This is a genomic window from Streptomyces sp. NPDC020489, assembly GCF_044386545.1.
GTDB lineage: Bacteria > Actinomycetota > Actinomycetes > Streptomycetales > Streptomycetaceae > Streptomyces.
Genome location: NZ_JBIRUZ010000018.1, coordinates 146,436 through 160,597 on the forward strand (window position 1 = coordinate 146,436; position 14,162 = coordinate 160,597).

General features: G+C 70.4%; 16 protein-coding genes. 13 read left to right on the plus strand and 3 right to left on the minus strand.

Features of this window, described 5'->3' with window-relative positions; translation table 11 throughout:
* From ACH41F_RS36525 to ACH41F_RS36570, 10 genes are all read left to right on the plus strand, one after another.
* The gene (locus ACH41F_RS36525; protein WP_398839440.1) at window positions 1–945 is read left to right on the plus strand and encodes a type II secretion system F family protein; all 945 of its coding nucleotides are present in this window, start codon (window positions 1–3) and stop codon (window positions 943–945) included.
* Between the two features lie 13 nt (window positions 946–958).
* Complete coding sequence (locus tag ACH41F_RS36530; protein WP_391234946.1) at window positions 959–1,846, plus strand: DUF5936 domain-containing protein; 888 nt, start codon at window positions 959–961, stop codon at window positions 1,844–1,846.
* Between the two features lie 23 nt (window positions 1,847–1,869).
* Complete coding sequence (locus tag ACH41F_RS36535) at window positions 1,870–3,291, plus strand: sensor histidine kinase (RefSeq protein WP_398839395.1); 1,422 nt, start codon at window positions 1,870–1,872, stop codon at window positions 3,289–3,291.
* 48 nt (window positions 3,292–3,339) lie between these two features.
* Window positions 3,340–4,176, plus strand: a complete 837-nt coding sequence (locus tag ACH41F_RS36540) for a response regulator (protein WP_398839397.1) — start codon at window positions 3,340–3,342, stop codon at window positions 4,174–4,176.
* 105 nt (window positions 4,177–4,281) lie between these two features.
* Complete coding sequence (locus tag ACH41F_RS36545) at window positions 4,282–4,476, plus strand: Flp family type IVb pilin (RefSeq protein WP_391234952.1); 195 nt, start codon at window positions 4,282–4,284, stop codon at window positions 4,474–4,476.
* Entirely contained in the window at window positions 4,476–5,081 is a 606-nt protein-coding gene (locus ACH41F_RS36550; protein WP_391234954.1) for a pilus assembly protein TadG-related protein, read from the plus strand. The genes ACH41F_RS36545 and ACH41F_RS36550 overlap by 1 nt, the downstream gene beginning before the upstream one ends.
* A gap of 34 nt (window positions 5,082–5,115) precedes the next feature.
* Window positions 5,116–5,697: a hypothetical protein gene (locus tag ACH41F_RS36555; protein ID WP_391234956.1), complete on the plus strand. Its 582-nt coding sequence runs from the start codon at window positions 5,116–5,118 to the stop codon at window positions 5,695–5,697.
* Window positions 5,698–5,705: 8 nt separating this feature from the next.
* Window positions 5,706–6,353 (plus strand): OmpA family protein, encoded by a 648-nt coding sequence (locus ACH41F_RS36560; RefSeq protein ID WP_391234957.1) that lies wholly within the window; start codon window positions 5,706–5,708, stop codon window positions 6,351–6,353.
* A 38-nt stretch (window positions 6,354–6,391) separates the two neighbouring features.
* Entirely contained in the window at window positions 6,392–8,467 is a 2,076-nt protein-coding gene (locus tag ACH41F_RS36565) for a PrsW family glutamic-type intramembrane protease (RefSeq protein ID WP_391234959.1), read from the plus strand.
* Window positions 8,468–8,489: 22 nt separating this feature from the next.
* Window positions 8,490–8,864 (plus strand): hypothetical protein, encoded by a 375-nt coding sequence (locus ACH41F_RS36570; protein ID WP_391234961.1) that lies wholly within the window; start codon window positions 8,490–8,492, stop codon window positions 8,862–8,864.
* 98 nt (window positions 8,865–8,962) lie between these two features.
* Here ACH41F_RS36570 and ACH41F_RS36575 read toward each other — a convergent pair whose 3' ends face one another.
* Window positions 8,963–9,436, minus strand: coding sequence for a carboxymuconolactone decarboxylase family protein (locus ACH41F_RS36575; protein ID WP_398839402.1), 474 nt, complete (start codon window positions 9,434–9,436; stop codon window positions 8,963–8,965).
* Window positions 9,437–9,576: 140 nt separating this feature from the next.
* Window positions 9,577–9,966, minus strand: coding sequence for a DUF192 domain-containing protein (locus ACH41F_RS36580; protein WP_398839404.1), 390 nt, complete (start codon window positions 9,964–9,966; stop codon window positions 9,577–9,579).
* Between the two features lie 214 nt (window positions 9,967–10,180).
* Here ACH41F_RS36580 and ACH41F_RS36585 point away from each other — a divergent pair, with 214 nt between their 5' ends.
* The 3 genes from ACH41F_RS36585 (at window position 10,181) to ACH41F_RS36595 (ending at window position 12,840) form a co-directional block, all read left to right on the plus strand.
* Window positions 10,181–10,840 carry a hypothetical protein gene (locus tag ACH41F_RS36585; protein ID WP_391245173.1) on the plus strand — a complete coding sequence of 220 codons (660 nt, stop codon included), beginning with the start codon at window positions 10,181–10,183 and terminating at the stop codon, window positions 10,838–10,840.
* Entirely contained in the window at window positions 10,828–11,856 is a 1,029-nt protein-coding gene (locus tag ACH41F_RS36590; RefSeq protein ID WP_391245176.1) for a hypothetical protein, read from the plus strand. Before ACH41F_RS36585 ends, ACH41F_RS36590 begins: the two co-directional genes overlap by 13 nt.
* A gap of 192 nt (window positions 11,857–12,048) precedes the next feature.
* Window positions 12,049–12,840, plus strand: a complete 792-nt coding sequence (locus tag ACH41F_RS36595; RefSeq protein ID WP_398839406.1) for a class I SAM-dependent methyltransferase — start codon at window positions 12,049–12,051, stop codon at window positions 12,838–12,840.
* 1 nt (window position 12,841) lies between these two features.
* Here the strand turns inward: ACH41F_RS36595 and ACH41F_RS36600 are convergent, their stop codons facing one another.
* Window positions 12,842–13,990, minus strand: coding sequence for a winged helix DNA-binding domain-containing protein (locus ACH41F_RS36600; protein WP_398839408.1), 1,149 nt, complete (start codon window positions 13,988–13,990; stop codon window positions 12,842–12,844).
* Between the last annotated feature and the right edge of the window lie 172 nt (window positions 13,991–14,162).

Here is a 14,162-nt window from a genome sequence, read left to right on the forward strand (position 1 = left end):
ATGGACCTGCCCGCCCTGATCGCGCTCACGACCGGCGTCTCCCTGCTGACCTGTGTCCTGGCGGTGGCGGGCCTGCACGCGTACGCCATGGGCAAGGCGCAGCGCCAGGCCCTCATCGACCGCCTCGCGGCGACGGGCCAGACCGACACCGGCGGCCGACGGCGCCGCTTCCCGGCCCTGGACCGCCGGCTGCGCCGCACCGGGCTCGGCCGGAAACTGGAACTCCGCCTGGCCGCCACGGGCCTGGACATCACGCCGGGCGAGTTCTTCGTCTACATGATGGCCACGGCCACCGGCCTCTTCCTGATCAGCCAGGCCGCCCTGGCCCCCTTCTTCGGCCCGCTCGCCGGCCTGCTCGGCATCTGGGTCGCGTTGCAGTTCCTCAACTGGCAGCGCCAGAAACGCATCGAGCGGTTCATCAACCAACTCCCGGAGCTGGCGCGCATCCTGGCCAACGCCACCCAGGCCGGACTCGCCCTGCGCACGGCGATCGGCATGGCGGCGGAGGAACTGGAGGCCCCCGCGGGCGAGGAACTCGGCAAGGTGGCCAACCAACTCTCCCTGGGCGCCTCCCTGGACGACGCCCTGGGCGAGATGGCCGAGCGCCTGCCCTCGCGCGAACTCGTCGTCCTGGTCACGACGCTGGTGCTGTCCAACCGCGCGGGCGGCCAAGTCGTGGGCGCCCTGCGCAACCTGACCGAGACCCTGGAGGAACGCAAGGAGACCCGGCGGGAGGTCCGCACCCAACTGGCCCAGGTCAACATGACCTCGTACGCAGTCCCGGTCCTCGGAATCGGCTCGCTGCTCCTGATGAACAGCGTCAAGGACGGCGCCCTGGACCGCATGACCGGCTCCCCGGCCGGCCAGGCCGCGGTCATCATCGCCTTCGTGCTCTACGCGGTCGGGTTCGTCCTCATCCGCCGCCTGTCCCGGATCGACGTCTGAGGGGGCCACGACCATGGCATACCTGCTGGCCCTGCTGATGGGCCTCGGAGTCTGGGGCGTCTTCGCCGGCATCCGCATGTACCGCGCCGACGCCAGACTCCCCGCCGACCTGGCGCTCGCCCTGGAGGTCGGCGCCACCCGGACCGGCGCGGTCGACTCCGTCATCGACCGCCTCGGCATGCGCTACGCCCCGACGGTGCTCCGCCTGATGGGGCCCAAGCGGGTGGCGAAGTACCGCCGCAAGATCGACCTGGCGGGTAACCCGGGCGGCCTCACGATCGACCGGTACGCGGCCCGGCGGGCGGTGTACGGCTTCCTGGGCGGGTTCGGCGGCCTGGTCTTCCTCATGCGCGGCATCCCCCTCATGGCGCTGCTGCTGTTCGCGTTCGGCGTCTTCTGGACGGAGGTCGGCATCTGGTCCGCGATCAGGATCCGCAAGGACGAGATCGAACGGACCCTGCCGGACTTCCTGGACGTCCTGGCCGTGGTGGTGAGCGCCGGTCTCGGCTTCCGCCAGGCGCTGGACCGGGTGGCGCAGAAGTACGAGGGTCCCTGGGCCGACGAACTCCGCATCACCCTGCGCCAGATGGACCTCGGCATGAGCCGCCGCCAGGCCTTCGCGGAACTGCGCCGACGCAACGACTCCGAGCAGGTCGCCATGTTCGTCACCGCGCTCCAGCAGGGCGAGGAGCTGGGCGCGCCGATCGTCGACACGCTCATCGCCCTCGCCAAGGACATGCGCCGCACCGACGCCCAGAACGCCCGCCGCAAGGCCGCCCGCGCGGTCCCCAAGGCCACAATGATGATCACCACGTTCATGGTCCCGGCCACGATGCTGCTCCTCGCCGCCGGCCTGATCCTCGGCTCCGGCACGGACTTCGGCACGATCACGGGCAAGTAGGGAGGGGGGAGGAGACCATGGTGATGACGAAGCCTGGGGCGACGGGTGTGGCCTTCGGGGGCGGGGGCGCGGGTGCGGGTGGGGCCGGCGGTGGGGGTGGTGCCGCGGGAGTGGGCGCGGCCGACTGCGGCCGAGGTGCCGCCGGTGCCGGTGGGATCGAGACCCCGGCCGAAGACCGAGCAGCGCCCTCCCACACCCGCACCGGAGGCGCCGCCCCCACCCCCGCCATCCCCATCCAGATCAACGCCCTCCAGGCCCTGTGCCGCCAGGTCTTCGGCTTCCGCCTGGCCATGATCGCCCTGGCCGCCCCCTCCGCCCTCCTCAACGCCGCCCCCGGCCTGGGCGCCCGCCTGGTCGCCGCGGCCGTACTGGTCACCTTCATGACCTCCTACGTCCTGTTCCGGGACTGGGAACGCTTCGGCCCCCTCCTGCTGCGCCACCCCGTCCTGCTGGCCGTGGACACCCTCTTCGGCGCCCTCCTCCTCGTCTCCGCCGGACCGGACACCACCCTCGCCTACGTCAGCGTCTGCACCCCCCTCCTCGCCGGCCTGGTCTACGGCTGGCGAGGAGCCGGCTGCTTCGCCTCGCTCCAGGGCCTCGTCCTCGTCACGGTCTACGCGAGCTCGAAGGACCTCCACCCCACGGTCGCCGAGGCCCTGCTGCTGCCCGGCCTCTGTGTCGTCACCGGCGCCATGGGGGTGACCCTGCGCAACCTCATGCTCAGCTTCGGGGCCGCCACCCAGGCCCTGGCCTCCGTCCAGGCCCGCCTCGCCGTCACGGAGGCGGTCGGCGCCGAACGCGCCCGCCTGGCACGCGAGATGCACGACTCGGTGGCGAAGACCCTGCACGGTGTGGCCCTCGCGGCGGACGGTCTGGCCGGTTCGGTCGACCGCATGGACCCCGCGCTGGTGAGACAACAGGCCGAGCTGGTCGCCCGCTCGGCCCGCCGCGCCGCCGCCGAGTCCCGGGAACTCCTGGCCGACCTCCGCCGCGAGACGGACCCCGATCACGGCACCGACGTGCTGACCGAACTCGCGGCCAGAACCGACGACTTCAGCCGCCGCACGGGCCTGAAGGCCACCTACCGCCCCACCGGCGAACACCCGCTCCCCGGACTACCGCCCGCCGTGGCCCGCCAACTCCTCACCATCACCTCGGAGGCCATGGAGAACGCCCAGCGCCACGCGGCACCGAGCCACGTGGACGTCAGCGCCGGAGTCCACGGCGACCTCCTCCGCATCAGCGTCTACGACGACGGCTGCGGCCTCGCCCCGGGCACCAGCCTCGAACAGCTGCGCCACACCGGTCACTTCGGCCTGGTCGGCATGGTCGAGCGAGCCGCCACGGTCGGCGCCCGCATCCGCATCGGCCGCGGCACCCACGCCCGCGGCACGGAGGTCCGCCTGGAACTGCCGCTGGCCGCGCTCGCGACAGGGACCGCCTGAGAACGCCGTACGCCCCCCCCCACGGACTCACGAGAGGAGGAAGCCCCGGTGCCGGACCCCACGACGACACCCCCCAACCCGTTCGAGGACTTCCCGCCCCCCGCCCCACCGGCAGGCCCGCTCCGCGTCGTCGTGGCGGACGACAACCCGGTGGTCCGTGCGGGCCTGACGGCCCTCCTCTCCGGCCGCGAGGACATCACCGTGGTGGCGTCGGCCGCCGACGGCAGAGAGGCCTACGAGGCGGCCCTACGGCACCGCCCCGACGTCGTCCTCCTGGACGTCCGCATGCCGGGCGTGGACGGCATCTCGGCCCTCCCGCACCTGGTGCCGATCGCCCCGGTGGTGATGCTCACCTACAGCAGCGAGTCGGAGATCGTCCACGAAGCCCTGCGCAGAGGCGCCGCCGGCTACCTCGTCCACGGCGAGTTCACCGCGGACCAACTGATCGCCGCGGTACGGGACAGCAGGACCGGCAGCGCCCATTTCACGACGTCGGCGGCGAACGCGGTGGTGGCCCGCCTCCGGGGTTCGGACGGCCCGCGCCTGCCCGAAGGGCTGGGCCATGCAAGTGCAACTGCATACGAATCATCGGCGGTTCACCCCAAGTACCCACTGAATTCTGCGGAGGGGCTTTCGCGAATGCAACCAGATGTGGGACAGTCCTCGAAGTCGCACTACCAACTCAGCACGAGGGAGGCGGAGATCATGGACCTCATCGCGTCAGGCATGAACAACCAGCAGATCGCCGCCACCTGCTTCATCAGCGAGAAGACGGTCAAGAACCACATCAACCGCATCTTCGCCAAGCTCCACAGCACCAGTCGCGCGGAGGCCGCCGCCAAGTGGCTCGGCACAGCACCCGATTCGCCCCGGGAGCCGTCATGACTTGCCTCTGGGCCCGGAATTGGGTCCTGGGACCCTGTGACGCGCGCGCTGTTCCGTCGTACCTTCCTCGTGTCGCTAGTCAGGCCGACACCCAAGGGGAACACGATGAGCAACTGGATCAACACCACGGTCTCGTACCTCAAGTCGCGCGCCGAGCGGGACGACAGGGGGCAGACGGCTGTGGAGTACCTGGGCATCATCGCGGTGGTCGTGGCGATCATCTTGGTTCTTCTGGGCACGGACTTCGGCAACCAGATCGCCGACGCGATCACTACGAAGATCGGCGAGATCACGGGCTGATGCGCAGTCGCGTACGCGGCGACGCAGGGCAGGCTTTCCCCATCTACATCACGGTGGTGGGGGGCCTGCTCTTTCTCGCGTTCGCGTACCTTGCGGTCGGCCAGGCCGCGGCAAACCGGAACGGGGCCCAGACCGCCGCTGACGCAGCGGCCCTCGCGGCGGCCCAGGAACGACGGGATCAACTCGCCGCCCAATGGGTGACGGACGTGCTCGATCCCACCAAGTGGCAGGACATCTTCGACGGCATCGCGCCCCTGCCCGATGACCCGTGCGGACGCGCGGACCAGCTGGCGGCACAGAACGATGCCGAAGTACTGGGATGCTCCCCGAACGGGCTGCTCTCGTACACCGTCGAGGTCAGGACGAACAAGACCGTGGGGGAGTCCGTCATCCCCGGCACGGAGGACAAGCAGTCCACGGCGTCCGCCACCGCCGACATCGAGCTGCTCTGTGAGTTCGAGCCCCCCGCGGAGGACGCACCGGACGACGCACCGGACGACGTGCTGCCGCGTCTCGACTGCGAGGACCGGGACTGGGACCTGGACCCGGACGACCTCGTCCTGCCCGAGCCCGAGGATCTCTTCGAAGTCCATCTGGCCGACTGACAAGCGAACGACGACTGGCGAAGGAAACAGACGCATGGACATTCGGTTCACGGCGAAGGCCCGCAGGGGGATGGTCGCGTTGACCGTTGCGGCCGGTCTGGCCCTCGGCGTGGCCGGTTGCGGTAGCGGGGGAGACGACGACAAGAAGCCGGAGACGACGGCGTCGGCATCACAGACAGAGGGGTCTGACCCGAGTCCGCAGGAAGGACAGTCGGATGAGGTTCAGGCAGAGTTGAAAGGGTCGAGCGGACTGATCCTCCAGGTCACCTCCGCGGAACGGGACGCGGGCGGATTCGTGACGGTGAACGGCACACTGAAGAACGACGGTGCCAAGTCGGTCACGGTGCCGGGCGCGTTGCGTGGGGACGAGACGGAGATCCTCGCGCACGACAGGTCACTCGGCGGCGCCACTCTCATCGACTCCAAAGAGAAGAAGCGCTACTACGTCCTGCGCGACACGGAAGGGCGCCCGCTGACGACGACCGGTCTCTCGATCATCAAGTCCGGTGAAGAACTCGCCGTCTTCATGCAGTTCCCGGCCCCGCCCTCGAGCACTACGGACGTCGCTCTGCAACTCCCCACCTTCTCCAGCGCCACGATCAAGATCTCCGGGTGAGGCCGGCCATGACCCGCACCCCCACCCGAGCGGCGGCTCCACGCCTGGCCCTGGCGGTCACCGCCGCCACGGTCATGGTCGCCACGAACCTCTACGGCGCCGCCACGGCCCACGCCAAGGACGACCCCAGCGTTCCGCCGGGCACCGAGGCCTCGGCCTCCGCACCGGTGAAGGTCGACCCGAACGACCCCGACCTGAAGCTCCCCGAGGGCGCCACGCTCGCGGAGCCGAAGGTGCTCGACATCAAGCAGGTCGTCGAGGACGAGGCCGGTGAGGAGCGTCGCGAGGACACCAACGCCGACGTGAAGTTCGCGCTCCAGGCGGAGGTCCTCTTCAGCAAGGACAGCGCGAAGCTGAGCGGCGAGTCCAAGGCCCGGATCGCCGCGATCGCGGACGAGATCAAGAAGCAGAACGCGACGAGGATCCGCGTCTTCGGCTTTACCGACAACCTCGGCACCTCGGCCCACGGTGACGTCCTGTCGAAGCAGCGGGCCAACGCCGTACAGGACGTTCTGGACGGCGAGTTGAACGACGCGAACATCACCTACGAGGTGCGCGGATACGGCGAGCAGTACCCGATCGCCGACAACTCCACGGAATCCGGCCGCAAGAAGAACCGCCGGGTAGAGGTCTCCTTCCCGCGCACGGAGGGCTGACCGGGGGCCGGCGGCACAGGGGGGAGCGGGGGACGTACGTGACGGTGCTCATGGTGGCCGCCGCGCTCTACGGCGTCGTACAACTGCTGCTGCTCTCGTGGCCCACGCGGTCCGTCGGCCTGTCGACGGTGCTGTCGGCGCTGTTCGTCGGCGTGTACGCGTGCGGAACGGCGGTGGTGCTGCTGGAGCTCGCGTACACGAGGACGGTCGCCGCGTACACGGGCGAGTCGCTGGTCCGGGTGGTCGACACCGCCGCCTGGGCCGTGGCCCCGTGGGTGGAGGAACTGGTGAAGGTGTGCCCGCTGCTGTTGGCCGGACTGGCCCTCAGGGTGCGCCGGCAGTGGGGACTGACCGACTTCACCGTGCTGGGGGCCGCGCTCGGCGCCGGTTTCGGGCTGCTGGAGGCGCTCCTGCGCTACGCCCTGGACGCGGACCGGGCCCTGGCCGCGCACGGTGGCTGGATCATCCCCGACAGCCTCTCGGCGCCGTACGTCCCGGGCCCTTCCCAGGTGCTCACGTCCTGGTGGCCCGCGCCCGTCGCCCCGCTGGACCTGGGCAGGGGCGGTGAGGTGCAGGTCGCGACGTTCACGCACCTGGTGTGGACGACGGTGGCCGGGCTGGGCGCGGGGCTGCTGTGGCGGGCGCGCGGCGGGTGGCGGGCGCTGGCCCTGCTGCCGCTCGGGGCGGCCGTGGCCCACCACACGCTGAACAACTACGCGGCCACGCACGCCCGTACCGACGCGGACCAGTGGCTGAAGGACCTGGAGCCCGTCCTGTGGGCCGTGCCGCTGACCGCCCTGTTCCTGGCCATGACGGCGGACCTCGTCGTCCTGCACCGCACCCGACGAGCCACGCCCGAGGTCCTCCTGGCCGCGGAACGCGCCGACGGCGACACCGCCGCCGCCCTGATCCGCTACGCGTCCTTACGCCTGCCCTGGACCCCGCTCATAGCCGCCCGCTTCATCCGCCTGCGCCGGTCCCTCCACTACGCGTCTGCCGCCCCGGGCCCCTTGCGCGATGCCGTCACCGACCTGGCGAGGCGTATCTCCGCCACGGACGACGTCCGGGCATGGCGCACGCCCGACCTCCGCGCCCGCATCAGATCGGCATACGGCCGCCCGGCCCGCGGCAGACGTCTGCTGACCCTCCTGATACCCGCCGCCCTCGTCCTGCCGTCCGCCCTCTTCCTCGGCGTCGGCTCCTTCAAGGCGACGGCCGGACTACAGGAGTACTTCACGACGGGCACCGGCGCGCAGATCCTGCGGGCCTGCGCGGTGGGCGCCCTGTTCTGGATCGCCTGGCAGCTCTCCCAACTCCTGCGTACCTGGCGGCATATGGGGTCGGAGGTGTCCGGTGAGCGCATCGCGGCCCACCGTTTTGCCACCGCCACGGCCCTCGGCGCCGCCACCACCGGCACCCTCCTGCTCTGGCGCAGCCTGGCCGAGGCGGGCACGGAAGGCCGGACGATCCCACCCGCACACCTCCTGGAAGCCCTCGACCGCTTCCTGATCCACCTCGGTTTCGCCCTGCTCCTGCTGTCGCTCCTGGCCCTCTTCCCCCCGAGCGCGGGCCTGGCCCTCGCCGGGATCACCGCCACGGGGGAGGGCGCCCTGGGCGCCGCACTGGCCGCACGACTGGGGGCGGCGGGAGTGGCGCTGATGGTCGCGGGGGCGGCCGGGGGCGGGACCGAGGACGGGGGCGCAGGGCCGGCGAAGGGCGACAGTGGGAACTCCCGCCGGGGTTCGCTGGACGAGTCGGAGAAGGTTTTCCAGCCCAAGGAGCGGCGTATCGCCGAGACTCTGCGGGACGAAGGCCGTGACGTGAAGGCGCTCAAGGAGTCGCCCGTGGAGGGACAGCGGACCCCGGACGCCGTGGTGGACGGTGTCCCGACCGAGTTCAAGACCCTGGATCCCGGAGCCGCCGCGAACTCCGTCAAGAACACCCTGAACACGGCCAAGAAGCAGGCCCGTGACGCCGTCGTCGACGCGCGGGGAAGCGGACTCGGGGAGGCCGGGGCGCGCGAGGGGCTGGAGAAGTTCCTGCGCAACAATCCGCCGGGACGCATGAACTCGATCCGCATAATCGGCGACGGTTACCATGTCGTGTGGCCCTGAACATGCCGCCTGGGGGTATTTCATGAGCGAGCATCACTACATCTTCATTCGCCCCGGATTTCCACGCGAGCGGCTCGTTCAGGACATTTCCGCGGCATGCGGTGTCGAACTGAGACCGGTCGAGGGCGAGTTCGTCGACTACGCGGGGAATCTCGGGCAGTCGGCCGTCGAGGTCGAGTTCACCCACGAGTACGAGGACGACCACGGCATGCTGTTCGAGCGGTATGACTCCCTGCTGGTCGTCAGGGATTTCGCGGCGGACGGGGAGCGCCAGGAGGCGACGGCCCGGGGGATCTTCGAAAGACTCTCCCGCTTCGACCGCTACGACCTGCTGCTCGTCCGGGACTTGCAGGAACTGCTCGCCGAGTCCGGCCCCTCGGCCCCGCCCGGGAACTGACTCGGGGAAATGTGCCACTGCGCGAGAGCGGAACGCGCAGGCGCCGGGAAGCAATACCGAACTCCCCGGCGCCGTCCGCGCATTCGATTGTCGTTCAGTCAGCCGAACATGCCGGGCTGGTAGTCGCCGGCGGGCTGCTGGATCATGACGTTGATGCGGTTGTAGAGGTTGATGAGGGCGATGCAGGCGACGAGGGCGGCGAGCTGGTCGTCGTCGTAGTGCTTCTTGGCGTTCTGCCAGACCTCGTCGCTGACGCCGCCGGCGCCGTCGGCGATGCGGGTGCCTTCCTCGGCGAGGGCGAGGGCGGCGCGTTCGGCCTCGGTGAAGACCTTGGCCTCGCGCCAGGCGGCGACGAGGTGGAGGCGTTCGTGGCTCTCGCCGGCGGCGACGGCGTCCTTGGTGTGCATGTCGGTGCAGAAGCCGCAGCCGTTGATCTGGCTGGCGCGGAGCTTGACGAGTTCCTGGGTGGCGTGGGGGAGGGTGGAGTCCGAGACCGCCTTGCCCGCCGAGTTGACGTACCGGATGACCTTGCCGGCGAGCGGGTTCTCGAAGAGGTTGAGGCGGGCTTCCATGGTGTGCTCCTGTGGCGTTGGTGTCGATGCCTACGCCTCTTTGACGGAACGGCCACCCCCAGATGTGACAGCCCCGAACGTGACGTGCGTCTCCCGTCCGGGCGTGGGAGCCCTTACGGGCAGAGTCACGGCCGCCCGGCTCACGCCCCCTCGCTCGCCGCCGCTTCCACGTCCCCGACGACCTCCACCCGCGCCCCTGCCGCGAGCCCCCACCCCGCCATCACCCCGGCCTCGGCCTCCAGGACGTGCCTGGACCGGATACGGGGCAACCCGAGCCGTCCCGGCCGCATGGTCCGTACGGCGATGACGACGAGACGCGCGTCGAGGTAGGCGACATCGATGGGCATCCGCATACGGAAGGTGTGCACCCCGCCGGCGGGGGACAGCAGGAGCGCGCCGTCGACGGAGTCCCGCCCCAACAGCCCCCGCGTACGGGCCCGGTAGGAGGCGGCGATCTCCAGCGGGACCCGGACCTCGCCCCGCTCCCCCCGCACGACCAACGTCCCGCGCCCGTCCCGAAACCGCGCCATTTCGGCCCCCTCCTTTGCTTGTTCATAACTGGAACCACGGGCTCACCCGCACGGACGCCCGCGTTACCCAACCGTTACGGCCCAACCTTGCCCCCACACGGTCGATTTGGGCCCATACACCCCACCGACCGACACCTTTCGCCCTGGTGTCCCCGCTGCCCCCTGGATAGCGTTGGTTCGCTCAAGAGAAGCCTCGCCTCACCGGGAGCCGACCGTGAACCGCCGCCCCACGCTGCTCGCAGCGCTCGCCCTGACCGCCACCGCGGCCCTGACGCTGTCCGCGTGCGGAGGCGACGACAGCACCACGGGCAAGGACAAGGACAAGGACAAGATCGCGGGAGCCGACACCGGCAAAACATCTTCGTCTCCGAGCCCGAGCGCGTCGGAGGCCGGCCGTCCGAAGATCACGTTCCCGTCCGACGCGAAGAACGTCTTCGAGTACGAGAAGACCGGCAACGCCGCGAAGGACGCGGCCCTCGCCGACAGCACACTGAGCACCAACTCCGTGGACGAGGCGATCTTCGAGAAGAGCACGGACACGAAGGCGCTCGGGTTCTACAACTCGGACAAGGCCCTGAGCGCGTACATCACGTACGTGCAGAAGTACATCGGCGACGACGAGACGTGGGTCGGCGAGACCCGGTACTTCAACTACAAGGTGACGCTCTCCGGGAAGAGCAAGGCCTACGTCACCTATTGCTCGGACGAGAGCAAGTCGTACATCAAGGACCGGAAAACCGGGAAGGTCGACAAGTCGCCGGCAACGGCGAACGCGTACGTCCTGTACAACACCAGCCTCACCAAGAACGCCGATGGTGTCTGGCAGACCACTGACATTGTGTCGAACAGGGGGAACAAGGCGTGCCAGCCGTAAGGTACTCGCTGCGGATTTTCACCGCCCTCGCCCTCGCGTGTGCAGCGCTCTCCGTCTCCCCAGCAGCCTTCGCCGAGCGTGGTGACAACGGCAACGCGAACGAGGCGGACAAGCCCTCCGGTGCGAACCTCAACGGCGACACCCTCTCCGTGACCGCCGGAGGCGTCGTCTACGACCGTTCCAAGAACGGCAGCGGCAAGTCCACGGGCGCCCTGACCTCGACCACGTCCTGGACGCCGCCCGCGTGCTGGTACGCCCCGAAGTACACCCCGGAGCAGTTGCAGAAGTACCTGGAGCCGATCTGGGAGGCCGGCTCGACGGGCTACGAGTGGGACGCCGAGCAGCGGAAGAAGTACAACGCCGACGACGAGAAGAAGGGCTTCAACAAGGACAAGACCGGCAAGGGCTACTGGTGGGACTCGTACGTCAACGACAGCTACCCCCCGGGCTGGGACGCCTGTGACGACGGCCCCTTCTGGGTGGACACGGGCGACGCCCCGCCACCCCAGTACGAGAACGCCATCACCCCCGAGATGCTCGCGGAACTCGCCTACAACGAGATCCGCGTCCCCGGCACCGAGGTGACCCTGGCTCCCGCGAACGCGACCAAGGTCAACCTCCCGACCTGGTCCTGGCTGGACGGCGCCGCGTTCAAGCCGGTCTCCGTCACCGCCTCCGTCCCGGTCCTCGGAATGGAGGCGACGGCGACCGCGGAGCCGGTCTCCCTCAAGATCGAACCCGGCACCTCGGACGCGGTGACCTACCCGGCCTCCGGTGTCTGCGAGATCAACGACGGCCGTATCGGAGAGCCCTACGCCAAGGGCAAGGCCGACGAGACACCTCCCTGCGGAGTGAAGTACCTGCGCTCGTCGGGAGACGGTTCGTACCCGCTCCGGGCCACGGTCACCTGGAACGTCCACTGGACCAGCCCCGACGGCGGCGGTGACCTGCCCGACGGCAGCTTCGGCGCCACGCAGGACGTCGTCGTACAGGAGATCCAGGCCATCAACCGCTGAGCGGGGGCGGCAGCGAACCAGCTCGCCGCGCGGAGCCCGGCCCGTCGTGCGGATGCGCGCGACGGGCCGGTGACGCGGGAGTCTCGCCGTTCCTCGCCCCGCCGCGTCGGCAGAGGGCCGCCGTAGCACGTCCGGCCCCGCCGACGCGTAAATCAGCGGCGCCCGACCGACGCCCGCTGGCACGATTCCCCCATGACCCCCCACCCCACCCCCACCTACGACGCCCTCCTCGCCGAAGGCCTCTCCGTCCCCACCGAAGGCTGGGACTTCTCCTGGTTCGAGGGGCGGGCCACGGAGGCGCGGCCCTCCTGGGGATACGCCGTCTCCCAGGCGGAGCGTCTCGGGCGAGCCGCCGCGGCTCTCGATGTGCAGACCGGGGGAGGGGAGGTGCTGGACTTCGCGCTCGGGCGGGTGGGGGCACGGGCGCCCCGGCTCGTGGTGGCGACCGAGGGCTGGCCGCCGAACGTGGCCAAGGCCACCGCGCTGCTCCGCCCCCGCGGTGTCGCCGTCGTCGCCGCACCCGAGGACGCGCCGCTGCCCTTCGCCGACGCGGCCTTCGACCTCGTCACCAGCCGCCACCCGGTCGCTCCGAACTGGGCGGAGATCGCCCGCGTGCTCCAGCCGGGCGGCACGTACTTCGCGCAGCACGTCGGGCCGCGCAGTGTCTTCGAACTCGTCGAGCACTTCCTCGGCCCGCTGCCGGAAGAGCAGAGCTCCGCCCGGCACCCCGACCGCGAGCGTGCCGCCGCCGAGGCCGCCGGGCTGGAGGTCGTCGACCTGCGCGCGGAGCGGCTGCGGATGGAGTTCCACGACATCGCGGCCGTCGTCCACTTCCTGCGCAAGGTGGTCTGGATGGTCCCGGACTTCACCGTCGAGGCGTACGACGCCCAACTCCGTTCCCTGCACGCCCGGATCGAGTCCGAGGGGCCGTTCGTCGCCCACAGCACCCGCCACCTCTTCGACGCCCGCAAGCCCGGACGGTGACTCAGGCGTGCGGGCCGACCGTCACCTCCCCGATCACCAACTCCGCCTCCGCCTCCAGCACGTCACCCACCCGCGCCACTTGCTCGCCCAACTCCCTTTCCTGCCCTGCCGTCAGGCCTCCGAGCGGCTCGACCGTGACCGTCGTACGGCGTCCCCGGCGTCGCTGGTGCCAGACCCCCGCCACCACGCCGCCGACGAGGAGCAGCGGGAAGTTCCCGGCCTGGCCGCCCGCAAGAGCCCGTTGATAGGCGGCGCCGGGGAACAGCACCTCACGCGGCTGGGTGGCGATGCCGTACGCGTCGAAGTACGGCAGCAACCGGACGCCCCGCACCCGGTCGCGCGGGAACTCCGTGTCGCCCCTGGCCACCCAGGCCGCCGTGCCCTCGAAGTCGACCTCCTCGATGTCCCCGGCCTCCGCCATCCGGGCGAACAGTGCCGATGACCAACCACCGGGCGCCGCGAGCCACTTGGCGAACCACGCCGGGGTCGCCGGACCGTAGGCGCGCAGATAGCGGCGTACGAGCGTCCGTACCGCCTCCTCCGCGGGCAGGGGGTCGAAGTGGGGCGGGCGGGTGTACGTCACCTTGCGGCCCCGGTTCGGGCCGAAGCACAGTGCCCCGGACCAGCCCGCCCGGTGCAGGACCTGCCGCCAGCGCGGCCACAGGGTCTGGAACGCGGGCATCACCAGGTCCCCGGCCCACGGCCCGGTGCGTGCCACGACCTCCTCGCCCAGCTCGTCCACGGTCAGGCACACCCCGTCCAGGGCCTCACCGATCGCGGCCACGATCTGTCCGGCCTGCTCCTCGCTCACCCGCACGTCCGGCGCCGACACCAACCCGTTGGGCACGGCCGGCAACGCGGCGCACCACAGGGGGAGTTCGTCCGCCGGAAGCAGATGGACGGTCCCCCGCGGGCCGTGCGTCCTGACCAGCGTCCGGTCCTCCCACAGCGCCTCGCGTACGGCCGCCCGAGTCGCCCCCGTGGTCCGCACCCCCACCGACACCTCGGCCGCGGAAGGCACCTGCGCGTGCGCTCCGAGCATCGCGGAGACCACCTCGGCGACCGGTGTGCCCGGCTTCGCGGACGTGGCAAGGAACTGCCGGTCGAGCCTGCGTGCGCTCGCCTCGGTCCATGTGACTCTCACCGTCATGGCTCGACGCTAGGGGGGATATAGGTCAGGGTCTGTCCTCTGTGGGTCACGCGGGCGGATTCCTCGGTCACCCCTTGACATCGAGCAAATCGGGCAATCGGTGCATCAGGCCCGTATTCGCTCTTCATATCCACGGGTTTCACGAGTTTTCCGCATCGTTACCACCGTCAGC

Coding starts and splice junctions, on each gene's coding strand:
- ACH41F_RS36535 (WP_398839395.1), top strand. CDS start 1,870: ATGACGAAGCCTGGGGCGACGGGTGTGGCCTTCGGGGGCGGGGGCGCG.
- ACH41F_RS36530 (WP_391234946.1), top strand. CDS start 959: ATGGCATACCTGCTGGCCCTGCTGATGGGCCTCGGAGTCTGGGGCGTC.
- ACH41F_RS36580 (WP_398839404.1), bottom strand. CDS start 9,966: ATGGCGCGGTTTCGGGACGGGCGCGGGACGTTGGTCGTGCGGGGGGAG.
- ACH41F_RS36570 (WP_391234961.1), top strand. CDS start 8,490: ATGAGCGAGCATCACTACATCTTCATTCGCCCCGGATTTCCACGCGAG.
- ACH41F_RS36525 (WP_398839440.1), top strand. CDS start 1: ATGGACCTGCCCGCCCTGATCGCGCTCACGACCGGCGTCTCCCTGCTG.
- ACH41F_RS36575 (WP_398839402.1), bottom strand. CDS start 9,436: ATGGAAGCCCGCCTCAACCTCTTCGAGAACCCGCTCGCCGGCAAGGTC.
- ACH41F_RS36555 (WP_391234956.1), top strand. CDS start 5,116: ATGGACATTCGGTTCACGGCGAAGGCCCGCAGGGGGATGGTCGCGTTG.
- ACH41F_RS36560 (WP_391234957.1), top strand. CDS start 5,706: ATGACCCGCACCCCCACCCGAGCGGCGGCTCCACGCCTGGCCCTGGCG.
- ACH41F_RS36600 (WP_398839408.1), bottom strand. CDS start 13,990: ATGACGGTGAGAGTCACATGGACCGAGGCGAGCGCACGCAGGCTCGAC.
- ACH41F_RS36550 (WP_391234954.1), top strand. CDS start 4,476: ATGCGCAGTCGCGTACGCGGCGACGCAGGGCAGGCTTTCCCCATCTAC.
- ACH41F_RS36545 (WP_391234952.1), top strand. CDS start 4,282: ATGAGCAACTGGATCAACACCACGGTCTCGTACCTCAAGTCGCGCGCC.
- ACH41F_RS36595 (WP_398839406.1), top strand. CDS start 12,049: ATGACCCCCCACCCCACCCCCACCTACGACGCCCTCCTCGCCGAAGGC.